The sequence below is a fragment of the Rhizobium leguminosarum genome (assembly GCF_001679785.1).
GTDB lineage: Bacteria > Pseudomonadota > Alphaproteobacteria > Rhizobiales > Rhizobiaceae > Rhizobium > Rhizobium leguminosarum_R.
This window is the reverse complement of record NZ_CP016286.1, coordinates 902,168-923,852: the sequence shown is the minus strand read 5'-3', so window position 1 is coordinate 923,852 and position 21,685 is coordinate 902,168. Positions and strand designations below refer to the sequence as shown.

The window sequence follows — 21,685 nt, the reverse complement described above, 5'->3', positions numbered from 1 at the left end:
CGGAGATAATCGAATAAAGTAGCGTAACGGAAACTGGAGCGGGTAGCGGGAATCGAACCCGCGTATTCAGCTTGGAAGGCTGCTGCTCTACCATTGAGCTATACCCGCGGGGTGGTCCGATCCGATGACGAATGGTGGAGAGAGTTGGATTTGAACCAACGTAGGCTGAGCCAACGGATTTACAGTCCGTCCCCTTTAACCACTCGGGCATCTCTCCAGTTTTCGTCCGGATCGCAAGACCAAGTTCGTCAGACTTCGAAGCGTTGCTGCCCGTCGTCTGCGCCGCGTATATGACCGGAGCATTTCAGTCTGTCAACACGATGACAACGGAAAAAACACGAAAAATTTCATTCGCCACCGAAAGCCGGCATATGAAAGAAAGCCTATGCGGCAGCGAGCGCCATGGCTATAAAGCTGCATGAGCAAAGACAACAAATCCGGCGGCAAGACCGCGACAGACCCATCCGCCAAGGATACGCATTACGCCACTCTGCGGCGCGCCCACCGCGACGCCAAGCGCGAACGCGGGGAGATTCCGACACCTCAGCCGCAGAAGCGCAAGCGCGGCGGCGAGGACTGGAAGCCGCCAACGCTAGCGCCCGACCAAGTGCATCTCTATGGCCTGCATACGGTGCGCGCAGCGCTCGATAATCCCGAGCGCAAGAAGATCAAGCTGTTCGTAACGCAGAATGCACTTGCGCGCCTCGAAGTCGACGTCGAGGCGCTCGGCATTCCCTTCGAGATCGTCTCGCCGCAGGAGATCGACAAGGTGCTCGGCCCCGAGGCGATCCATCAGGGCGTCATGCTGGAAACTCGGCCGCTTCCGGTACGCCGGCTCGAAGCGCTGAAGGAAAGCCCTCTCCTGCTCGTCCTCGATCAGGTGACCGACCCGCACAATGTCGGCGCGATCATGCGCTCGGCCGTCGCCTTCAATGCCGGGGCGGTGATCACCACGCAGCGACACAGCCCGACCGAATCGGGCGTGCTCGCCAAGTCCGCCTCCGGCGCGCTGGAACTGATACCTTATATACAGGTCACCAATCTCGCCGATGCGCTCGGTGAATTGCACAAGCTCGGTTTCTCCACCATCGGCCTCGATTCGGAAGGGCCGGCGCCACTCGAAGGCACCTTCTCGGGCCAGAAAGTGGCGCTCGTGCTCGGCTCCGAGGGCAAGGGACTGCGGCAGAAGACGCGGGAAACCGTCAACGCACTTGCCCGTCTCGACATGCCGGGCGCGATCAAATCGCTTAACGTCTCGAATGCAGCGGCAATCGCGCTTTATGCGGCGCGGCTCCACCTAAAGGCATAGGCTGGCCCGCAGGCAGTCATTCAAAGTGCTACGGCGTTCTTTGCGCGTCTGAAAAGATGCGCGTCGCTGTCGTCGCGACAAAGGGGAATTGTCATGATCCGTTTTATTCCCGGGCTCGCGGCTTTGTGCGGTCTCGCATACGGGCAGGATATCGATCCGGATATTCTCAAAGCGCAAGCCGGAACTTATCTCATTGCCCCGGAAGATGGTGCGGCCGGATGCCGGTTGACGCTGGAAACCGGCGAAGCGATCGGCGGCTATTCGCTCTCTGGTCAGGACTCCTGCATCAAACCGCTGCCGGCACTCGCGGAAGCCTATTCGTGGAATTTCGACGGCAATGGCGGCGTTATCCTCATTGATGCGACGCGCAAGGTGCTCGCCCGTTTTGTCGAAAACGAAGGCCAGCCGATGAAGACGGAGGGTGATGCGCCGTTTTTGCTGATCGCGGCCCCTGACGGCGTCGATCGCCTGCCGACCGTCACCAGTCTTGCCGGGATATGGACAATGCAAAGACCGGACGGCGAAAGGCTTTGCGGCGTGACACTCAACGGCAATGTCGATGCGGACGGCAACGCGCCGCTGTCACTTTCCCAAGATTGCGCCGCCAATGTCGCCAGGCTGAAGCTCGCAGTCTGGCATATCGAAGGTTTCGGGCTGACGCTGATGGGTCGTGACGGTTCGTCGCTTGGCTTCGACATGCGCGCCGACGGCAATTTCGATAAGTCGAAGGAGGAAGGCGGCAAGCCGCTTTCGCTCGTCCGCCGCTAACCCGCAGCCAGGCTAAGATGCCGGAAAAATCCACTTTTACCTTGGAATGACGCCCTGGAGCACTATGATCGGGCGATGACCGGTTGTTGCGACCGGCTCAGAAGCAAGAAGGAACGATCCCTATCATGGCCATTCGACCGCTGATTTTCGGTATCCTCTTCATCGCGGTCTTCGTCGTGATTATCCTCAGCATCATTTGGGTGGACACGTCGCACCCCGTCCACCAGCCCGATCCCCTGTCACCGATAGTGCCCGGCCCCGCGACGCCGGGACCGGTGCAATAATTCTGGCAGGAACGCGGACGGAGATCAGGATCGAGGCGAGCGTCAACGAGCCCGTCACTCATTAAAGTAACGGCCCGGATGATCCGGGCCGTAATCGTCAGCTGCGATAGAGCCAGAACGGCATTCCGCGATCGCGATCGCGCCATTCGCGGCGCTCCTGCCAACGCTCGGCACGCCACCGTCGCCAGTGACGGCGATTATCGCGCCAGTCGGACCGGCGCCAATCGCGCTCATCGCGCCAGCCACGGTCGTCACGATCATCACGGTCGCGATCATGTCGCCAGCCACGATCGTCACGGTCGCGATCACCTCGCCAGCCATCACGAATTTGAACGATATCGCCCTGCGTCGACACCGCCGGCCGCTCAGCCGGCATGGCGGCCGCCGGTGCGACGGACGCGAAAGCCGCACCGACGGAAATGGTTGCGGCAAGAAAGAGATGAGCGAGCTTCATGGCTGTTTCCTCATTGATGATGAGGCGAAGATAGGCGGGCGCGGCTGAATTGGCGGTGAAGCAGCCCTTCACGCGCGGTTCATCGAACGATATGAACCTTCTGAAAGATCTGCTGGCGCGATTGATCGGCCCAGCGTCGAACCCAGGCTATGGTTTAGAAAGGCAGTATCGTGGGGAAAGATGGTGCAGCTAACCGGATCATTCTGGAACCAGTCCGCCTTCGTTCCTGACGGAACTACGACGCGACAGCCTCCGCTTAGCTGCTCTCTTCGGCTCGCCGAGCCGAAGAGAGCAGAGCGTAGGCTGGTGCCCCCGCCAGGGTTCGAACCCGGGACCCCCTGATTACAAATCAGGTGCTCTACCAACTGAGCTACAAGGGCGTTAGTTGCCCCAACTAGCAGATTCTATAATTCTGTAAAGGGAAAATCCGTGTCTGCGCGGACAGCTCGGCTGCAGCTCAAAACGCTTGGCGATAGAAAACGTCCTTGTCGCGCAAGGCCTTTATCCTTTAGCTAGGGCAGCATCATAAAGGGCATTGCATGGGCCGTTCATTTCAGACGCTTTCCTTTCTCGCCTCACCAACGACGGAGGCGCTTGCCGCGCGCGAGGAGTTGATTGGCATCTATGGCGACGTACCGGCTGACGAAGCCGACGTCATCGTCGCGCTCGGCGGCGACGGTTTCATGCTGCAGACGCTGCACAACACCATGAACTCCGGCAAGCTGGTTTACGGCATGAATCGCGGCTCGGTCGGCTTTCTGATGAACGATTACCGTACAGACCAGCTTCAGGAGCGCATCTGCTTCGCCGTCGAAAACGTCTTCCGGCCATTGCAGATGACGACGGCCAACGCCGACGGCACCAACTCGACGGCGCTCGCCATCAACGAGGTCTATCTTTTCCGCCAGTCCTATCAGGCCGCTAACCTGAGGGTCATGGTGGACGGGCGCGTCCGTCTGGAGGAACTGATCTGCGACGGGCTGATGGTGGCAACACCTGCCGGATCGACGGCTTATAATCTTTCCGCCCATGGCCCGATCCTGCCGCTCGAGGCGCCGCTGCTCGCCATGACGCCGGTCAGCGCTTTCAGGCCGCGGCGCTGGAGGGGCGCTCTGCTGCCGAACAAGGTGACCGTCGATATCGACATTCTTGAGCCGGAGAAGCGGCCGGTGAATGCGGTGGCCGACAATACCGAGGTCAAGTCGGTGCTGCATATCCGCATCGCCCAGTCGGAGCATGTCACGGCGCGCATTCTTTCTGATCCCGACCGCTCATGGTCCGACCGTATTCTCGCCGAGCAGTTCAAGGATTGAGACGATGGCAATGCGACGGATATTGATGACCAGCCTCCTGCTTGCGGCATGGAGCGCCACGGCGGAGGCCGCGCCGGCGCAGGATGCCCTCCTGCCGGCATCGGTGATTTTCGCGACCAGCACCGGCTATTGGGAGGACGACGGCAACGCACCTGATGTCGAGCGGGCGCCGACGGGCGCCGAGAGCGTTGCTAACCCCGAAGGAGAAGGGACGCAGCGCCACGGCTACTACAAGCTCTTTGCCGTGCGCCAGCCGGACAGGACTTCGAAGGTCTATCTGCAGCAGATTGCCCAGACGGAGGCCGGCCCGGCGATCGCCTCGACCATCGAGCTGCAGGAGTTCACCGACCTGAAGCCTTACGTGACCGATATCCGCCCCGAAAATTCGAACGGCATCATCAAGCAGTCGGGACTCTTCGCCACGGTCTATCTGAAGACAGACCCTGCTGCGGAGCCGGATGGCTGGACCGTGCTGATCGACGAATTCGGCGACATCACCGTCGACAAGGCGACGAATTAACGGCTGGGAATTGTTCAGAGGGGCATCCAAGAGATGAAACTGGGCTTTCGCGACGGCGTCCTCTACGACCAGAATAGGCCGAACTGGGACGCCGCCGGCCCCAGACCCATCCGCTGGTCCCTTTGGTACCCCGCCGCCGATGACGCGCAAAGCGACGTCCCGGAACGAAGCTGGTTCCAGAGGGCGGCCGTCGCCCGCGACGCACCCATCCTGCCGGACGCCAGGCCCTATCCCCTCGTGCTGTTGTCGCATGGCACCGGCGGATCCGCGGCCGGACTGGAGTGGCTGGCGCGACGTCTGGTCGATCGCGGATTTGCCGCGCTCGGAGTCAGCCATCACGGCAATACCGGCATCGAGCCCTATCGCGCTGAAGGCTTTGCCTGCCTTTGGGAGCGGGCGCCGGATCTAAGCTACATGCTCGACCATTGCGATGCGTGGCTCAGCGATCTCTCAGGCCATATCGATACGAACAACGTCTTCGCAGCCGGATTTTCGGCCGGAGCCTATAGTGTGATGCTGCTGCTTGGCGCTGTCGCCCAGTTCTCGCAGTTCGAACCGTCCAGGATGAAGCCGGGTGGCGCGCGCGGACCGAGGGAATTTCCCGACCTTGCCGATCATATCCCGGCATTGCTGCGCACCAGCGATGTGTTTCGCGATTCGTGGTCCCGGATGTCGGAGTCTTACCGAGACGACAGAATCAAGGCCGCACTCATCTGCGCGCCGGGCCGGTCCGTTCTCGGCTTCAGCGAGGAAAGCCTGAAAGCAGTCGATGCGCCTGCCCTTATCCTGGTCGGTGATGCCGACCGGGCGGCACCGGCCGAAGAATGTTCGTCGTGGCTGCATGCGCGGCTGCGGCGCGGCGCTCTTAGAATCTTCGGCGGCTGCCTTGGGCACTATGTCTTCGTGCCAGAGGGCACAGCGCTCGGCCTCGCCTTTGCGGCGGAACTCTTTACCGATCCCCCGGGCATCGAGCGCGCAGCCATTCATGACGAGATTGCCGATCTGTCGGCAGCACTGTTTCAAGACAGCGGCATTACAGCGCCGCGCGTCTTTTCAGAGGCGCAAAGGACGCTGTAACATTTTGAATTGCTGCATAATGGTTTGAGCAAAAGGAAAGCCCCGTCTCCGGGGCTTTCCAACTCATCCATCGTCAATCCGATCAGTCGACATCCTCGACAACCGCGTCGGCGGCGCCGCTGATGCGGTGAGCGAGTGCTGCTTCCATGAACTCGTTCAGGTCGCCGTCGAGAACGTCATCCGGCGCGCTGCTGGCGACGCCGGTGCGCAGGTCCTTGACCATCTGATAGGGCTGCAACACATAGGAGCGAATCTGGTGGCCCCAGCCGATCTCCGTCTTGGAAGCGGCTTCGGCGCTGGCGGCGTCCTCGCGCTTCTTCAGTTCGGCTTCATACATGCGGGCACGCAGCATGTCCCAGGCCTTGGCGCGGTTCTTGTGCTGCGAGCGCTCCTGCTGGCACTGCACGACGATGCCCGTCGGGATATGTGTGATGCGTACGGCCGAGTCGGTGGTGTTGACGTGCTGGCCGCCAGCACCCGACGAACGATAGGTATCGATGCGGCAGTCGCTTTCGTTGATCTCGATCTGGATCGAGTCGTCGACAACCGGATAGACCCAGATCGACGAGAAGGAGGTGTGGCGACGCGCATTGCTGTCGTAGGGCGAGATGCGCACCAGTCGGTGCACGCCCGATTCCGTCTTCAGCCAGCCATAGGCATTATGGCCCTTGACGAGCAGGGTCGCGGACTTGATGCCGGCCTCTTCGCCATCATGGACTTCGAGAAGCTCGACCTTGAAGCGCTGGCGTTCGGCCCAGCGGGTGTACATGCGCAAAAGCATGTTCGCCCAGTCCTGGCTTTCGGTGCCGCCGGCGCCGGAATGGACTTCGAGATAGGTGTCGTTGCCATCGGCTTCGCCGGAGAGCATGGCTTCCACCTGGCGGCGCCCGGCCTCGGCCTTCAAGGCCTTCAGCGTGTCTTCGGCTTCCTTGACGACGCTCTGGTCGCCCTCTTCCTCGCCAAGCTCGATCAGCTCGATATTGTCGTTCAGCTGTTGCTCGAGCTGCTTTACGCCGTTGATGCCGTCATCGAGCTGCTGGCGTTCGCGCATCAGCTTCTGCGCTTCGGAAGCGTCGTTCCAGAGGTTCGGATCCTCTGCCTTGTTGTTCAACCAGTCCAGCCGCCTTATCGCCTGGTCCCAGTCAAAGATGCCTCCTCAGCAGGGTGATAGCCTGCTTGGTTTCATCGACCACGTTTTCGATTTCCGCTCGCATTTTCCTGTTTCTCTGTCTCAGTCTTCTTCAGGTGCTGGTGAGATAGCGCATTTCCGTTTTTCTCCGAGCCACGGAGATGCTCTATCTTTTTGGTTTCGCGCAATTCCTGGGAAAGTCGCTTTGCGCTTTTCCCGGCAAAACCGCTATGCACTTTTGCTGGAATTGCTCTAGAGACGCCCACCGCGGATGTAAAGGGCCGCGGCGGGCATACAAAATTCAGGTCTCGTCAGAACAGGCCGGGCGTGCCGGTCTGGACGGCCTGGTTCGCCTGCGGTGACGTTTTCAGGATTTCCTCCGGCGCCATGGTGCTGTCCATTCCGATGACGGAGAAGCTGTCGGCCGGGCCGGTGCCGGGCTTGAAGGCCTCGACGATGGTGTTCGGATCGCCTTCGCCAGCCGCCATGCCGGTCTTGCGGTCGATCGAAATCAGGTTCATGCCTGATGGAATGACGAACTTCGATTCTGGCGTGTCCTTGACGGCAGCCTGCATGAATTCGTTGAAGATCGGGGCGGAGAGACCACCGCCGGTGCCGCCGCGGCCGAGCGGGCCCGGCGTATCGAAGCCCAGATAGAGGCCGGCGACCAGATCCGGCGTGAAGCCGACAAACCAGGCATCCTTCTCGTCGTTGGTGGTGCCGGTCTTTCCGGCAACGTCGCGGCCGCCGAGATCGATCTTGCCGGCAGCGGTGCCGCGCTGGATGACGCCCTGCATCATCGAGGTGATCTGGTAGGCGGTCATCGGGTCGAGAACGGTTTCGCGATTGTCGACGACATTCGGCTCTTCCTGGTTCTGCCAGTCGCCGGCATTGCAGCCCTCGCAGAGACGCTCCTCATGCTTGAAGATCGTCTTGCCGTAGCGGTCCTGGATGCGGTCGATCAATGTCGGCTTGATCTGCTTGCCGCCATTGGCGATGACCGAATAGGCCGAGACCATGCGCAGCACTGTCGTGTCGCCGGCGCCGAGCGACATGGAAAGAACCGGCAGCATGTGATCGTAGATGCCGAAGCGCTCGGCATATTCGGCGACGATGTTCATGCCGAGATCGTTGGCGAGGCGCACCGTCATCAGATTGCGCGAATGCTCGATGCCCGAACGCAGCGTCGACGGGCCGCCGGATTCGCCGCCGTAGTTTTCCGGCCTCCAGACTTGGCCGCCCGAGACGATTTCGATCGGCGCGTCCATGATGACCGAAGCCGGCGTATAACCATTGTCCATCGCCGCCGCGTAGACGAAAGGCTTGAACGAGGAGCCCGGCTGGCGCATCGCCTGGGTGGCGCGGTTGAATTCGGACTGGGCATAGGAGAAGCCGCCGACCATGGCGAGCACGCGGCCGGTCTTCGGATCCATGGCGACCAGGCCACCTTGCACCTTCGGCGGCTGCTGCAGGCGATAGGAGGTCGACGCGTCGTCACCGAGCTTTGCGACATAGACGACGTCACCGGGGGACACGGCGCCGACCGGCGATTTCGTGGTCTTGCGGGCGCCGTCGGCCGAACGGAAGGCCCACTGCATATTCTTGGCGTCGATCGTGCCGCGCTGGCGATCAGCTGCAACCTTGCCGCTTCCATCCTTGGCCGGCTGCAGGCCTATGTCGACGGTGCTGTCTGACACGGCGAGTACCACGGCGAGCCGCCATTCCGGCACGTCGGACAGTGTGGGAATATCGGCAAGCGCCTTGCCCCAATCACCGCTCGCATCGATCTGCTTGATCGGGCCGTGGAAACCGCGGCGCTCATCATAGGTGACCAGACCGTCCTGCAGCGCCTTGCGGGCAGCGAGCTGCATCTGCGGATCGAGCGACGTGCGCACCGAAAGGCCGCCCTCATAGAGGACCTTTTCGCCGTACTGGTCGATCAGCTGGCGGCGCACGGCTTCGGCGAAATAATCCGAAGCAAAGAGCGAAGGGCCGGTGGTGCGGGCGGTGACGCCAAGCGGCTGCTTCTTGGCTTCCTCGCCGTCAGGCTGGCTGACATAGCCGTTCTCGACCATCCGGTCAATCACCCAGTTACGCCGCTCGAGCGCAGCTTCCGGATGGCGGAAAGGATGATAGTTGGCAGGACCCTTCGGCAGCGATGCCAGATAGGCGGCTTCGGCGACGGTCAGTTCGGTGACGGATTTGTTGAAATAGGTAAGTGCTGCGCCGGCGATGCCATAGGAATTCAGACCGAAGAAGATCTCGTTCAGGTAGAGTTCGAGGATCTTGTCCTTGCTGTAGGCCTGCTCGATACGGAAGGAGAGGATCGCTTCCTTGATCTTGCGGTCGATCGTCTGGTCCGAGCTCAATAGGAAGTTCTTGGCCACCTGCTGGGTGATTGTGGAGGCGCCGACCGGGCGGCGGCCGGAACCGAAATTCTGCAGGTTGACGAGGATTGCGCGACCGAGACCGGTCAGATCGACGCCCGGATGATTGTAGAAGTTCTTGTCTTCGGCCGACAGGAAAGCCGCTTTCACGCGGTCGGGAACCGCCTGGATCGGTAGGAAGAGACGCTTTTCCTTGGCATATTCGGCCATCAAAGCGCCGTTGCCGGCATGGACGCGGGTCGTCACCGGCGGCGCGTAGCTGTTCAGAACGGCATAGTCCGGAAGATCCTTCGCGACATTGGCGAGATAAATGGCAATACCCGCCGCCGCGACCAGAAACAGGACGCAGGCCATTCCGAAGAAATATCCAAAAAGTCTAACCATATTTCAGCTACCGGTCTTTTCGATCTTCAATCGGCGCAGACGCAACGATTGCAAAGATCAAGGCAATTTGCACGTTGCGCGGCTTACTCCATGAGCGCTACCGCCACAAGCCGATTCCGCGCCTCAGGCTGCGAAACATAAGCCGGAGTAACGGCGCGAATGTGAGCAAAATAGGGCTGTCTGCGCCGCATTCACCGCTGCGGCGGCGTTTCATTAGAACTGTCACATCCAAGCAACGCCCGCTCCCGCCGCCAATCTGAGGTATCTTGCTCAGAATTTGATTCATGCGGCGCACTTAAATCTTTGTTTTTATGAATTTTTGTTTTTGCTGGCCGCGCCGCCGTGCCGCAACCGCTACAGATTTACGGTGGCCGTCAGCCGCCATTCGCCATGACGGCGGCGCGGTATCGCTTCACTGCGTCGGTCAAGAGACCGGCGATCTTGCCGCGCCAGGCCTCGTCGAGCAGCAGTTTCTCGTCCTCGGCATTCGAGAGGAACCCGATCTCGAGAAGGATCGACGGCACGTCAGGGGCCTGCAGCACGCGGAAGCCGGCATGACGGTGCGGATTGTTGATGGTGCCGACCTGATCCTTGAAAGAATTCAGCACACTCTCGGCCAGCGAGATGGAGAAAGCCTGGGTCTCGCGCCGCGTCAGATCGAGCAGGATGTCAGCGACCTCGGGCGGCTCGGCGACCGTCTCCTTGCCGGCGATCTGGTCGGAGAGGTTTTCGCGTTCGGCCAAGTCGGCGGCGAGCTTGTCGGATGCCTTGTCGGAGATCGTGTAGACAGTCGCGCCGCGGATATCCTTCTGTTTCAGCGTATCGGCATGCAGCGAAATGAAGAGGCCGGCATGGTTCTGGCGGGCGATCAGTACACGCTGCGAAAGCGACAGGAACTCGTCGTCCTCGCGCGTCAGGAAAGCCTTGATGCCCGGTTCCTTGTTGAGCCGTTCCGTGAAGGCCTTGGCGAAGGCGAGCGTCACCTGTTTTTCCTCGGTCTTGGTGTCGACGCCGATCGCGCCGGTGTCGATGCCGCCATGGCCGGCGTCGACGGCGATGACGAAATCGCCGGGAGCAGCCTTTTGCGGTGCCGGAATGGCGCTTGTCGTCTGAGCCGCCTCAGTCCGATCGCTCCAGGATTGCGTCTTCACCAGTTCGGCAAAGGCCTTCTTGTCGATCATCTCCGCATCGAGCACGAGGCGATGGCCGTTGCCCGTCTCATCGGCCTGCACCTTGGCAAGCGCCAGCTTCACCGGCCCTGCCGTCGTCAGCACGATGCGGGCGCTCTCTTCGTCCATCTTGCCGTAGCGGATATCCTTGAACAGGCCGCGGGCGGCAAGATCCTTCGCCGGAAACCCGAAGGCGGTCGCCGGCAAGTCAACGACGATGCGTTCCGGATTGGCGATATAGTGGACGGAGAAACGCGGCTCGCGATCGAAATCGATGACGATGCGGGTCCTTGCGTCGTCGCCGACGATGCGCGCGCCATAGGCAAGCAGCGGATCCCCGGCCTCGACAGAGCTGGCAGCGGCCGGCAGCAGACTAGCGACCAGAAGCGCCGCCAGAACCCGCCTTGCGAATGTCGATAGCGGCGCTGCGGATTTCGCCGCGATCCGAGCCCTCTTAAACAATAAACCGCCACACCCTATCTGTATTGCGATGGACCCGACGCGGCTGCGGCCAACGTCCTGTGACGAAACACCCGCTGCAGCCTGCCGAATCGCGTTCACTTTATCCCAGCTTGTATGCGTTGCGAAATCCATCAATATTATGGCACATTTGGCTTTCCCCTTGCTATTGTGACACAGAAAACATACAACGAATTTCAGGGTAAAGTGTTGACGGGATAGAGTCGCCGCAAAGGCTGCCAGCCAGATCAGGACCTGGCGCCACACCGGTCATCGTCCGCCGTCTCATGCGCTTCATCCCTGGAACTCGATCCTGATTTTCCGGCTTATTGTCGGAATTCATTGGTGGATCAGCCACCACGCTCTCAGGGAGCAAACTCATCGGACCCGAACGGGTCTTCGTATTTGTCGATCACGCTTGGTTGTTGATGGTTTCGCAGCAGGTTTTATCTGAAGTGTACAGGCCCCGGACCGAAATGGTTCCGGCTGCGGTCTGGCTGCTGCCCTCCCCCTCGCATCAGGCGCGACTTTCATTATCCGGCGCGGCCACAGTGGACCGCATTCTTTCTGTCTCAACAGCAGTCGGGAATGCGCTCTCGCGGCCACGCCGAGGAGCACAGCTTTCATGGCAGACAAAATGCTTATCGATGCGTCTCACGAGGAAGAGACGCGCGTCGTTGTCGTTCGCGGGAACCGCATAGAAGAATTTGACTTCGAGTCCCAGCACAAGAAGCAGATCCGCGGCAACATCTATCTTGCAAAGGTAACGAGGGTCGAACCCTCGCTGCAGGCCGCCTTCGTCGATTATGGCGGCAACCGGCACGGCTTCCTGGCCTTCGCCGAAATCCATCCCGACTATTATCAGATACCGCTTGCCGACCGTCAGGCACTGCTTCGGGCCGAGGCCGAGGAGCATCGCCGCGACGAAGATGTCGAGCATGTCGAAACCGCACCGATGGTCGATCTTTCCAAACAGGATCAACCGGATGTCGGCATCGTTCCGGCAGAGGCGCCGGAAACGGCTGCCGTAACGGAAGAGACCGCAACGGTAGAGGCCGCGGCATCACCCGATGCCACCGAGGAAGCGCCGGCCAAGAAGGCAAGGCCGCGCCGCAGCCGCAAGAAGGTCGTAGAACCGGTTGTCGAAACGACCGCGACCGAGGATGCTGTTCCCACAGACGTCGAAGCCGAAGGCGCTTCCAGCGTCGACAATGAGGATGACGGTTCGACCGGCGGCGCGATGGCTGCGATGGTGGAAACCGACTCGATTTCCGAGGACGTCGATACCAGCAAGCGTCGCCACGATGACGACGACGACGATGACGATCACGGCGAAGAGGAAGTCATCGAATCCGTCGGCGCCGAAGACGCGATGGAAGAAGTGCCGGACCGCGTGCAGCGCAAGCCGCGCAAGCAGTACCGCATTCAGGAAGTCATCAAGCGCCGCCAGATCCTGCTCGTGCAGGTCGCCAAGGAAGAGCGCGGCAACAAGGGTGCAGCCCTTACCACCTATCTCTCGCTCGCCGGCCGCTATTCGGTGCTGATGCCGAACACGGCGCGCGGCGGCGGCATTTCCCGCAAGATCACCAACCCTGCCGACCGCAAGCGCCTGAAGGAAATTGCGCGCCTGCTCGAGGTGCCGCAGGGCATGGGCGTCATCCTTCGCACCGCCGGTGCCAACCGCACCAAGGTCGAGGTCAAGCGCGACTTCGAATATCTGATGCGCCTCTGGGAGAATGTGCGCACGCTGACGCTGGCGTCCACCGCTCCCTGCCTCGTCTATGAGGAAGGCTCGCTGATCAAGCGTTCGATCCGCGACCTCTACAACAAGGATATCAGCGAAGTCATCGTTTCCGGCGAAGAAGGCTATCGTGAAGCGAAAGACTTCATGAAGATGCTGATGCCGAGCCATGCCAAGGTGGTTCAGCCCTACCGCGACATCCATCCGATCTTTTCGCGTTCCGGCATCGAGGCTCAGCTCGACCGCATGCTGCAGCCACAGGTGACGCTGAAGTCCGGCGGCTACCTGATCATGAACCAGACCGAAGCGCTGGTTTCGATCGACGTCAACTCCGGCCGTTCGACCCGCGAACATTCGATCGAGGACACCGCGCTGCAGACGAACCTCGAGGCTGCAGACGAAGTCGCCCGCCAGCTTCGCCTTCGCGACCTTGCCGGCCTGATCGTCATCGATTTCATCGACATGGAAGAGAAGCGCAACAACCGCGCCGTCGAGAAGAAGCTGAAGGAATGCCTGAAGAACGACCGCGCCCGCATCCAGGTCGGCCGAATCTCGCATTTCGGCCTGCTCGAAATGTCGCGCCAGCGCATCCGCGCTTCGGTTCTCGAATCGACCACGCAGGTCTGCTCGCATTGCGGCGGCAGCGGCCATGTGCGTTCGCAGTCCTCCGTCGCCCTGCATGTCCTGCGCGGCATCGAGGAATATCTGCTCAAGAACACCACGCACAACATCACCGTGCGCACCACGCCTGACATCGCGCTCTACCTGCTCAACCACAAGCGCCAGACGATCGTCGATTATGAGAGCCGCTTCGGCGTCACGATCATCATCGATGCGGACGGCTCGGTCGGCGCGCAACATTTCGCGATCGATCGCGGCGAGCCGGTGGAAAACCCGGTCAAGATCGAAACCCTCTTCAACTTCGCAGCCATTCCCGAGGATGACGACGACGATATCGTCATCGAAGTGGATGAGGAGGAAGACGAGGAACTCGAGGAAAAGCCGGCCGTTTCAGAGCGGCCCGTCGCGGCACGCGCGGAAGGCGAAGCTGACGGCAACCGCAAGCGCAAGCGCCGCAGGCGCCGCCGCGGCCGCAACGGCAATGCCGAACAGCCGCTATCAGCGGCAGGCGAAGCCGGCGACGAGGATGAGGACGGCGACGACGAGGGCGGCGAAGGTGATGAAAACACCGAGGCCACGCCCGAGACACGCGCCGAAAGCGAAGAATCGCAGCGCCGCAAGCGCCGCCGTCGCGGCAAGCGTGGCGGCCGTCGCAATCGCGCCGAGGATGGTTCCGAACTGACGGCCGGCGAAGCCGGTGAAGACAATGGCGGCGACGAGGACGAAGGCGACGACGTTTCGAACGACGGCGCTCCGAGCGAAGCTGTAGCGGTCGAGGCGATTGCCGAACAGGCCGACGAAGGCCAGGCCGCGATGGCAGCCGTCGAAAGCGCGCCTGTTGTAACCGAAGATGTAAAGCCCGCCCGCGCCCGCGGCCGCCGCAAACCGGCCGCAGCGCCGGTCGAGGAACCGGTTGCAGAGACGGCCCCTGTGGCCGAGGCCGAACCGGAATTGGTGGAAGCCTCCGCCGATCTCGAAACATCAGCTCAGGAAGAAGCAAAGCCGGTTCGCGCCAACCGCGAATCCAACATCTCCTCCTCCGAGCCGACGGTGAAATCCACCCGCGTCGAGAATGGCGAAGGCGATGACGGCAAGCCGAAGAAAGCCGGCTGGTGGCAGCGCCGTGGTTTCTTTTGAACGCTGATTTTCGGACGTAAACACTGAAATCCGGCCGCGGCGACGCGGCCGGATTTTCGTTTATGACGAGGGCTCGTGGCCGAGCTTGAATAACTTGGCGCAGATGTGTATATTTTGTTATATTCATACACATGAGGCGCGATCGTGCGGACGAATATAGATATCGATGATGCCTTGCTCGACGCGGCAATGACCGCCACCGGACTGGCGACAAAAAAGGCCACCGTCGAACAAGCTTTGCGAAATCTTGTCGAGAGGCACCGCCGTGGCAATGCCATCGCAAACCTTGCAGGAATAGGTTGGGAAGGCGACCTCGACGTGATACGTCGCGACCGGCCCGACGATAAACGGTGATCGTCGTCGACAGTTCGGTCTGGATTGCGCATCTGCGTGGGATAGAAAGCGCCGCCAGATGGCGGCTGCAGAACATCGAGGATCCGCTGGATATTGTTGTCGGGGACCTGATCCTTTTGGAAGTGCTTCAGGGCGCGCGCAATGAACGCCATGCATCGGTGATCGAAGAAAGCCTACGCCAGTTCACAATCCGCCCGATGCTTGGCGACAGCCTCGCCGTCAAGGCGGCTCGTAACTATCGCCTGCTACGAGAACGCGGCATCACGGTGCGCAAGACCATCGATGTGATCATCGGCACCTTCTGCATTGAGGAAGGCTATGCGCTCTTGCACGATGATCGCGACTTCGATCCTATGACCGAGCATCTCGGCCTCAAGATCGCCTGACTTCAGAGAGCCCGATCGGACAGATGGTTGCTCCTCATGAAAGTGCAGAATAGGTGCTCTCGCCATCCTACGATCCCGACAGATGAGCGGCATCAACGACCGCCATCGAGGGTAACGAGACGGCGCAAAGCGCTTCTATATCGCTTGGCTCAACGCAGCGAAGCGCGATCATCATCCCTCGGCGGCGATCAGGCGGCCGGGGGATAGAGCAGGTCGACGATGTAGCTGGCATCGAAGCGGGAATCGAGCATGCCGTAGGTGGAGCGCCAGCCGCCGGCAAGACGCGTCTCGATGAAGGCATCGGCAATGCGCCCTGCCCCAAGGCGATAGAGTTCGGCTGCACCGGCGGCGAGCGCCAGCTGCTCGACGAGCAGGCGCGCGGCGCCCTCGTCCTGTTCACACAGCGCGATTGCGGCGCGCAGCACGTCGATCGTCTTCTTGCCGGCAGGGCCGAGATCGCGGGCAAGGCCGGAAAAGACCGTTTCGAACAGATCCTTGCCGCGGTTCAGCACGCGCAGCACGTCGAGCGCCATGACGTTGCCGGAGCCTTCCCAGATTGCGTTGACGGGAGCCTCGCGGTAATGGCGGGCGATCGGGCGCTCTTCGATGTAGCCGTTGCCGCCGATGCATTCCATCGCCTCGTAGATCAGCGCGGGCGCGATCTTGCAGCACCAGTATTTGGCGACCGGCGTCATGACGCGGGCATAGGCCGCTTCCTCGGCATTGCCGCGCGCCTTGTCGAAGGCGTCTGCTAGACGAAAGGACAGTGCCGTCGCGGCGGCGACATCGAGCGCCATGTCGGCGAGCACGCGCGTCATGATCGGCTGATTGACGAGCATCTTGCCGAAGACGCTGCGGCCGCGGGTGTGGTGCACGGCTTCGGCGAGCGAGGCGCGCATCATGCCTGATGAGGCCAGCGCGCAGTCGAGCCGGGTCAGCGTCACCATGTCGAGGATGGTGCGGATGCCGGCATCCGGACCACCGAGCAGGAAACCGAACGTGTCTGTAAATTCGACCTCGGAAGAGGCGTTGGAGCGGTTGCCGACCTTGTCCTTCAACCGCTGGAATTGCAGGCCGTTGGCGGAACCATCCTCCAGAAGGCGCGGCACCAGAAAGCAGCCCATGCCCTCCTTCGTCTGAGCCAGCATAATGAAGGCATCGCTCATCGGCGCCGACATGAACCATTTGTGCCCGGACAGCCGATAGATGCCCTCGCTGACCTTTTCGGCAGCGCTCCTGTTGGCGCGCACATCCGTACCACCCTGCTTTTCCGTCATGCCCATGCCGATGGTCACAGCGGATTTCTGCATGGCGGGCTTGTTCGACGAATCATATTTGCGCGAGAGAATTTTTGGCGCCCAGTCCTTCTGGACCGCGGGCGAAGCCGAGAGCGCCGCAACGGAGGCGCTGGTCATCGTCAGCGGGCAAAGGTGGCCGGATTCCAGCTGCGACGTCAGATAAAACCGCGCGGCGCGAACCTTGTGGGCCTCGTCCTTGGCCTCAGTATCGGCCTGGGGATCCCATACGGAAGAATGTAGGCCGACCGACATGGAGCGGCGCATCAATGCATGCCAGGCAGGATGGAATTCGACGACGTCGACGCGTTCACCGCGCGGACCGTGGGTGCGCAGCTGCGGCACGCCCTGGTTTGCCATGCGCGCCATCTCCTGCGCCTCCGGCGAGGTGACGTAGCGGCCCATGTTTTCCAGGTCTTCGCGGATGCCGCGCGGCAGGGCCGCCGTCAGGTCGACGATCAGCGGATCGGATCGATAGGCATTGATGCCGGACCACAGGCTCGGCTGGTTGAGTTCTGCGAGTTTGTCGTCAGTCCGGTTGGCGGAGGTCATAATTCGCTTCTAGTGTAAGAACCCGGCAAAGGGAAACCGGAAGTTATGATTCGGTTCATTCTGCTCTATCGGAATTCGGGCGAAAATGCATGGGGACATAAGCCTTTGCCCACAGCGCACGCTTGCCCCGGCGGGCAGCACTCTTTATAGACCCGCCAGAGACAGCAAGAGGCAGGGTCATGGTCTTTTTCCCCCACCGCCACCTCATCGGCATCAAGGGCCTCACCGAGCAGGATATCACCTATCTTCTCGACAAGGCGGACGAGGCCGTCAAGATCAGCCGCCAGAGAGAAAAGAAGACGTCGACGCTACGCGGGCTGACGCAGATCAACCTCTTCTTCGAGGCATCGACCCGCACGCAGGCCTCCTTCGAGCTTGCCGGCAAGCGGCTCGGCGCCGACGTCATGAACATGTCGGTCGGCAATTCCTCGGTCAAGAAAGGCGAAACGCTGATCGATACGGCGATGACGCTGAATGCGATGCGCCCCGACGTGCTGGTGATCCGCCATTCGAGCGCCGGTGCCGCCGCCCTTCTCGCCCAGAAGGTCTCCTGCTCGGTCGTCAATGCCGGCGACGGGCAGCATGAACATCCGACCCAGGCACTGCTCGACGCGCTGACGATCCGCCGCGCCAAGGGCAAGCTTTCGCGCATCATCGTGGCGATCTGCGGCGACGTGCTGCATTCGCGGGTGGCGCGCTCCAATATCCTGCTGCTCAATGCGATGGGCGCCCGCGTCCGTGTCGTCGCGCCCGCGACCCTCCTGCCGGCCGGCATCGCCGAGATGGGCGTCGAGGTCTTCCATTCGATGCAGGACGGGCTGAAGGACGCCGACGTGGTGATGATGCTGCGGCTGCAGCGCGAGCGGATGTCCGGCGCCTTCGTGCCTTCGGTGCGCGAATACTATCACTTCTACGGGCTCGACGCAGAAACACTGAAAGCGGCGAAGGACGACGCGCTGGTCATGCATCCCGGCCCGATGAACCGCGGCGTCGAGATCGCTTCGGAAGTGGCGGACGGACCGCAGAGCGTCATCGCCGAACAGGTGGAAATGGGGGTCGCGGTACGCATGGCCGTCATGGAGACGCTGCTCGTCGCGCAGAACCAGGGCCCCCGAAGCGATGGAATGATGGCATGAGCAACCCGATCGTCCTCAAGAACGTCCGCATCATCGACCCGTCGCGCAATCTCGACGAGATCGGGACGATCATTGCCGAAAACGGCGTGATTCTCGCCGCCGGCCACAAGGCGCAGAACCAGGGCGCGCCTGAAGGCGCAGTCATCCGCGACTGCACGCGCCTTGTCGCGACGCCGGGCCTCGTCGATGCGCGCGTCCATGTCGGCGAACCCGGCGGCGAACACCGCGAGACGATCGCCTCGGCGAGCCGGGCGGCCGCCGCCGGCGGAGTCACCTCGATCATCATGATGCCGGACACCGATCCCATCATCGACGACATCGCGCTCGTCGAATTCGTCAAGAAGACGGCGCGGGATACGGCCGCCGTCAACGTCTATCCGGCAGCCGCCATCACCAAGGGCCTTGCCGGCGAGGAGATGACGGAGATCGGCCTCTTGATGCAGGCCGGCGCCGTTGCCTTCACCGATGCCCATTCCAGCGTCCACGACACACAGGTGTTGCGCCGGATCATGACCTATGCGCGCGAATTCGGCGCCGTCGTCTCCTGCGAGACGCGCGACAAATATCTCGGCGCCAACGGCGTCATGCATGAGGGGCTTTTTGCCAGCTGGCTCGGGCTTTCCGGCATTCCAAAAGAAGCCGAGCTCATCCCGCTCGAACGCGATTTGAGGATCGCGCAGCTGACGCGTGGCCGTTATCACGCCGCGATGATCTCGGTGCCGGAATCCGTCGAGGCGATCGAACGCGCCCGCAACCGCGGCGCCAAGGTGACCTGCGGCATCTCAATCAACAATCTGGCGCTCAACGAAAACGACATCGGCGAATACCGCACCTTCTTCAAGCTCTATCCGCCGCTGCGTCCGGAAGACGACCGGGTGGCGATGGTCGACGCCCTTGCGAGCGGCGCGATCGATATCATCGTCTCCTCGCACGACCCGCAGGACGTCGATACGAAGCGTCTGCCTTTCGGCGAGGCGGAGGACGGCGCGATCGGCCTCGAAACCATGCTGGCGGCAGCGCTCAGGCTTCACCATGGCGGCCAAGTGAGCCTGATGCGGCTGATCGACGCCATGTCGACCCGCCCCGCTCAGATCTTCGGCCTTGATGCCGGCACGCTGAAGCCGGGCGCTGCGGCCGATATCGCGCTGATCGATCTCGATGAGCCTTGGCTTGTCGCCAAAGACATGCTTCTCTCCCGCTCGAAGAATACGCCGTTCGAGGATGCGCGCTTCAGTGGGCGGGCGGTCGCGACATACGTCTCGGGAAAGCTTGTCCACGCAATTTAGAACCGACACGATCGCCGTCCATCCCCCAGCGGGAGAAGGCTGACTCGAGGATAGGCCACGGAGAGGCTAAGGGGGCATATGTTATCCAATCTCATGTCATGGCAGATCACGCTGCCGATCGCGCTTGCCGCCGCCATTATCGGCTATCTCTTCGGCTCGATCCCGTTCGGCCTGATCCTCACGCGCGCCGCCGGCCTCGGCGACGTGCGCAGCATCGGCTCCGGCAATATCGGCGCGACCAATGTGCTGAGAACAGGAAACCGGACGCTCGCCGCGGCGACGCTGCTGCTCGATGCGCTGAAGGCATCGACGGCAGCCTGGGTCGTCGGCTATTTCCTCGGTGAGGAAGCCGCGATCATCGCCGGCTTCTTCGCCTTTATCGGCCATCTTTTCCCGGTGTGGATCGGCTTCAAGGGCGGCAAGGGTGTCGCTACTTATATCGGCACGCTGCTCGGCGTTGCCCCGATCATGGTCGTGCTCTTCGCCGCCGTCTGGCTGGCGGTCGCTTTCACCACCCGCTACTCCTCACTGTCGGCGCTGGTTGCCATGCTTGTCATTCCAGTTGCACTGTGGATATTGGGCAACGAAAAGGTTGCAGCTGTCATGGCGATCATGACCCTCATCTCCTACTGGAAGCATAGAGCGAATATTTCGCGCCTGATGGGCGGGACGGAAAGCAAGATCGGAGCGAAGGGATAATGGATGCGCTAAGCGCCGGACCGAAAGGCGTCGTGCTGACCGAACGGCAAAGAATTGCCTGGCTGCGCCTCATCCGTTCCGACAATATCGGCCCTGCCACCTTTCGTGACCTCATCAATCATTTCGGTTCGGCCGAAGCAGCACTTGCCGCACTGCCGGAGCTTTCGGCGCGCGGCGGCGCCACACGGGCAATCCGCATCGCCAGCGAAGCCGAGGCGCATCGGGAACTGGAGGCGGCGCGTCGCTTCGGCGCCCGCTTCGTCGGCATCGGTGAGCCGGACTATCCGCAAGCGCTGAAGCAGATCGACGGTGCGCCGCCGCTTCTGGCCGTCAAAGGCGCGCTTGCCGCTGCCAAACGACCGGCCGTCGGCATAGTCGGCTCGCGCAATGCCTCGATCGCAGGCGCGAAATTCGCGGCGATGGTGGCGCGCGACTGTGGCCGGGCGGGTTACACCGTGGTCTCTGGCCTGGCGCGCGGCATAGACACCGCTGCCCACCGGGCAAGCCTGGACACAGGTACGATCGCAGCGCTCGCCGGCGGCCTCGACCAGCCCTACCCGCCGGAGAATATCGGCCTGCTCGAAGAGATAACCGGTGGTAATGGCCTGGCGGTGAGCGAGATGCCCTTCGGCTGGGAACCCCGCGCCCGCGACTTCCCACGCCGAAACCGGCTGATCGCCGGCATCGGGCTCGGCCTCGTCGTCATCGAAGCGGCGACACGTTCGGGCTCGCTGATCACGGCGCGGCTTGCCGGCGAGTTCGGCCGCCTGGTGTTTGCCGTGCCCGGCTCGCCGCTCGATCCGCGCTGCCATGGCACCAACGGCCTGCTGAAGGACGGCGCTTCGATCGTCACCGCACCCACCGATGTCATCGAGGCCCTGGCGCCGCTTGCGCAATTCGACCTGTTCCCATCATCGATGGCGGAGGAACCGGCACCTGACGGCAAGGCAATGTCGGTGCCACCAGACGATTCAGATCGAAACCGCATCATCGATGCGCTCGGGCCGACGCCGGTCGAGGTCGACGACGTCATCCGCCATACCGGCCTCGCGGCATCCGCGGTCTATCTCATCCTTCTGGAACTCGATATATCAGGCAGGCTGCACCGGCATCAGGGCGGTCTCGTCTCGCTTTCCGATTGAACCTGGGTACGACATCAGGCGGCGGCTTTGCGAATTGTCGAACCCTGAGTCGAAAACCTTCGGTAGACTATCTATAATTGCAT

At 61.7% G+C, this 21,685-nt stretch carries 18 protein-coding genes and 3 tRNA genes; 13 read left to right on the top strand and 8 right to left on the bottom strand.

Annotated features, from left to right (window positions below; translation table 11 throughout):
• Positions 1 to 34 precede the first annotated feature (34 nt).
• A tRNA-Gly gene (locus BA011_RS04720) sits at positions 35 to 108 on the bottom strand.
• A 24-nt stretch (positions 109 to 132) separates the two neighbouring features.
• Positions 133 to 217 (bottom strand) — tRNA-Tyr (locus BA011_RS04715).
• A 201-nt stretch (positions 218 to 418) separates the two neighbouring features.
• On the opposite strand from BA011_RS04715, the gene rlmB reads away from it, so the two are divergent.
• Positions 419 to 1,309 (top strand): 23S rRNA (guanosine(2251)-2'-O)-methyltransferase RlmB, encoded by an 891-nt coding sequence (rlmB, locus tag BA011_RS04710; RefSeq protein WP_065279607.1) that lies wholly within the window; start codon positions 419 to 421, stop codon positions 1,307 to 1,309.
• 93 nt (positions 1,310 to 1,402) lie between these two features.
• Entirely contained in the window at positions 1,403 to 2,077 is a 675-nt protein-coding gene (locus tag BA011_RS04705) for an AprI/Inh family metalloprotease inhibitor (protein WP_065279606.1), read from the top strand.
• 381 nt (positions 2,078 to 2,458) lie between these two features.
• Here BA011_RS04705 and BA011_RS04700 read toward each other — a convergent pair whose 3' ends face one another.
• Positions 2,459 to 2,887: a hypothetical protein gene (locus BA011_RS04700; protein WP_186806500.1), complete on the bottom strand. Its 429-nt coding sequence runs from the start codon at positions 2,885 to 2,887 to the stop codon at positions 2,459 to 2,461.
• A 232-nt stretch (positions 2,888 to 3,119) separates the two neighbouring features.
• Positions 3,120 to 3,195: transfer RNA gene (locus tag BA011_RS04695), tRNA-Thr, on the bottom strand.
• Between the two features lie 159 nt (positions 3,196 to 3,354).
• Between BA011_RS04695 and BA011_RS04690 the strand changes: the two genes are divergently transcribed.
• The 3 genes from BA011_RS04690 to BA011_RS04680 are packed head-to-tail and all read left to right on the top strand — an operon-like array spanning position 3,355 to position 5,725.
• The gene (locus tag BA011_RS04690; protein WP_065279605.1) at positions 3,355 to 4,128 is read left to right on the top strand and encodes an NAD kinase; all 774 of its coding nucleotides are present in this window, start codon (positions 3,355 to 3,357) and stop codon (positions 4,126 to 4,128) included.
• A 4-nt stretch (positions 4,129 to 4,132) separates the two neighbouring features.
• Positions 4,133 to 4,648: a hypothetical protein gene (locus tag BA011_RS04685; protein ID WP_065279604.1), complete on the top strand. Its 516-nt coding sequence runs from the start codon at positions 4,133 to 4,135 to the stop codon at positions 4,646 to 4,648.
• A 33-nt stretch (positions 4,649 to 4,681) separates the two neighbouring features.
• On the top strand, positions 4,682 to 5,725 hold the full coding sequence (locus BA011_RS04680; RefSeq protein ID WP_065279603.1) for an alpha/beta hydrolase family protein: 1,044 nt from the start codon (positions 4,682 to 4,684) through the stop codon (positions 5,723 to 5,725).
• An 82-nt stretch (positions 5,726 to 5,807) separates the two neighbouring features.
• On the opposite strand, the gene prfB is transcribed toward BA011_RS04680, so the two are convergent.
• Positions 5,808 to 6,939 (bottom strand): peptide chain release factor 2 gene (prfB, locus tag BA011_RS04675; protein ID WP_128404385.1). Its coding sequence is split into 2 segments (ribosomal slippage): positions 5,808 to 6,869 and positions 6,871 to 6,939, totalling 1,131 coding nucleotides; the frame shifts between segments, so codons are not numbered across the junction.
• On the opposite strand from prfB, the gene BA011_RS44130 reads away from it, so the two are divergent.
• Positions 6,826 to 7,110, top strand: a complete 285-nt coding sequence (locus tag BA011_RS44130) for a hypothetical protein (protein WP_186806564.1) — start codon at positions 6,826 to 6,828, stop codon at positions 7,108 to 7,110. The genes prfB and BA011_RS44130 overlap by 114 nt on opposite strands.
• A 55-nt stretch (positions 7,111 to 7,165) precedes the next feature.
• On the opposite strand, the gene BA011_RS04670 is transcribed toward BA011_RS44130, so the two are convergent.
• Both BA011_RS04670 and BA011_RS04665 read right to left on the bottom strand, forming a co-directional pair.
• On the bottom strand, positions 7,166 to 9,625 hold the full coding sequence (locus tag BA011_RS04670) for a penicillin-binding protein 1A (RefSeq protein WP_065279602.1): 2,460 nt from the start codon (positions 9,623 to 9,625) through the stop codon (positions 7,166 to 7,168).
• Between the two features lie 374 nt (positions 9,626 to 9,999).
• Positions 10,000 to 11,256 (bottom strand): N-acetylmuramoyl-L-alanine amidase, encoded by a 1,257-nt coding sequence (locus BA011_RS04665; RefSeq protein ID WP_065279601.1) that lies wholly within the window; start codon positions 11,254 to 11,256, stop codon positions 10,000 to 10,002.
• Positions 11,257 to 11,878: 622 nt separating this feature from the next.
• Here BA011_RS04665 and BA011_RS04660 point away from each other — a divergent pair.
• The 3 genes from BA011_RS04660 (at position 11,879) to vapC (ending at position 15,492) form a co-directional block, all read left to right on the top strand.
• Positions 11,879 to 14,752 carry an Rne/Rng family ribonuclease gene (locus tag BA011_RS04660; RefSeq protein ID WP_065279600.1) on the top strand — a complete coding sequence of 958 codons (2,874 nt, stop codon included), beginning with the start codon at positions 11,879 to 11,881 and terminating at the stop codon, positions 14,750 to 14,752.
• Positions 14,753 to 14,896: 144 nt separating this feature from the next.
• Positions 14,897 to 15,106, top strand: a complete 210-nt coding sequence (locus BA011_RS04655; RefSeq protein WP_065279599.1) for a type II toxin-antitoxin system VapB family antitoxin — start codon at positions 14,897 to 14,899, stop codon at positions 15,104 to 15,106.
• On the top strand, positions 15,103 to 15,492 hold the full coding sequence (gene vapC, locus BA011_RS04650) for a PIN domain nuclease (protein WP_027665395.1): 390 nt from the start codon (positions 15,103 to 15,105) through the stop codon (positions 15,490 to 15,492). The genes BA011_RS04655 and vapC overlap by 4 nt, the downstream gene beginning before the upstream one ends.
• A gap of 188 nt (positions 15,493 to 15,680) precedes the next feature.
• On the opposite strand, the gene BA011_RS04645 is transcribed toward vapC, so the two are convergent.
• Positions 15,681 to 17,339, bottom strand: coding sequence for an acyl-CoA dehydrogenase family protein (locus BA011_RS04645; protein WP_065279598.1), 1,659 nt, complete (start codon positions 17,337 to 17,339; stop codon positions 15,681 to 15,683).
• Between the two features lie 179 nt (positions 17,340 to 17,518).
• On the opposite strand from BA011_RS04645, the gene BA011_RS04640 reads away from it, so the two are divergent.
• The 4 genes from BA011_RS04640 to dprA all read left to right on the top strand — a co-directional run bounded on the left by BA011_RS04640 (position 17,519) and on the right by dprA (position 21,602).
• Entirely contained in the window at positions 17,519 to 18,475 is a 957-nt protein-coding gene (locus tag BA011_RS04640) for an aspartate carbamoyltransferase catalytic subunit (RefSeq protein ID WP_065279597.1), read from the top strand.
• Entirely contained in the window at positions 18,472 to 19,761 is a 1,290-nt protein-coding gene (locus BA011_RS04635) for a dihydroorotase (protein WP_065279596.1), read from the top strand. Before BA011_RS04640 ends, BA011_RS04635 begins: the two co-directional genes overlap by 4 nt.
• A 78-nt stretch (positions 19,762 to 19,839) precedes the next feature.
• Positions 19,840 to 20,460: a glycerol-3-phosphate 1-O-acyltransferase PlsY gene (plsY, locus tag BA011_RS04630; RefSeq protein WP_065279595.1), complete on the top strand. Its 621-nt coding sequence runs from the start codon at positions 19,840 to 19,842 to the stop codon at positions 20,458 to 20,460.
• The gene (gene dprA, locus BA011_RS04625) at positions 20,460 to 21,602 is read left to right on the top strand and encodes a DNA-processing protein DprA (protein ID WP_065279594.1); all 1,143 of its coding nucleotides are present in this window, start codon (positions 20,460 to 20,462) and stop codon (positions 21,600 to 21,602) included. Before plsY ends, dprA begins: the two co-directional genes overlap by 1 nt.
• Positions 21,603 to 21,685 lie beyond the last annotated feature (83 nt).

Bases quoted from the DNA above. Each gene is read 5' to 3' on its own strand.
- BA011_RS04705 (WP_065279606.1), top strand. From the start codon at position 1,403: ATGATCCGTTTTATTCCCGGGCTCGCGGCTTTGTGCGGTCTCGCATAC.
- BA011_RS04635 (WP_065279596.1), top strand. From the start codon at position 18,472: ATGAGCAACCCGATCGTCCTCAAGAACGTCCGCATCATCGACCCGTCG.
- BA011_RS04645 (WP_065279598.1), bottom strand. From the start codon at position 17,339: ATGACCTCCGCCAACCGGACTGACGACAAACTCGCAGAACTCAACCAG.
- dprA (WP_065279594.1), top strand. From the start codon at position 20,460: ATGGATGCGCTAAGCGCCGGACCGAAAGGCGTCGTGCTGACCGAACGG.
- BA011_RS04690 (WP_065279605.1), top strand. From the start codon at position 3,355: ATGGGCCGTTCATTTCAGACGCTTTCCTTTCTCGCCTCACCAACGACG.
- BA011_RS04685 (WP_065279604.1), top strand. From the start codon at position 4,133: ATGGCAATGCGACGGATATTGATGACCAGCCTCCTGCTTGCGGCATGG.
- BA011_RS04660 (WP_065279600.1), top strand. From the start codon at position 11,879: ATGGCAGACAAAATGCTTATCGATGCGTCTCACGAGGAAGAGACGCGC.
- plsY (WP_065279595.1), top strand. From the start codon at position 19,840: ATGTTATCCAATCTCATGTCATGGCAGATCACGCTGCCGATCGCGCTT.
- BA011_RS04670 (WP_065279602.1), bottom strand. From the start codon at position 9,625: ATGGTTAGACTTTTTGGATATTTCTTCGGAATGGCCTGCGTCCTGTTT.
- rlmB (WP_065279607.1), top strand. From the start codon at position 419: ATGAGCAAAGACAACAAATCCGGCGGCAAGACCGCGACAGACCCATCC.
- BA011_RS04640 (WP_065279597.1), top strand. From the start codon at position 17,519: ATGGTCTTTTTCCCCCACCGCCACCTCATCGGCATCAAGGGCCTCACC.
- BA011_RS04680 (WP_065279603.1), top strand. From the start codon at position 4,682: ATGAAACTGGGCTTTCGCGACGGCGTCCTCTACGACCAGAATAGGCCG.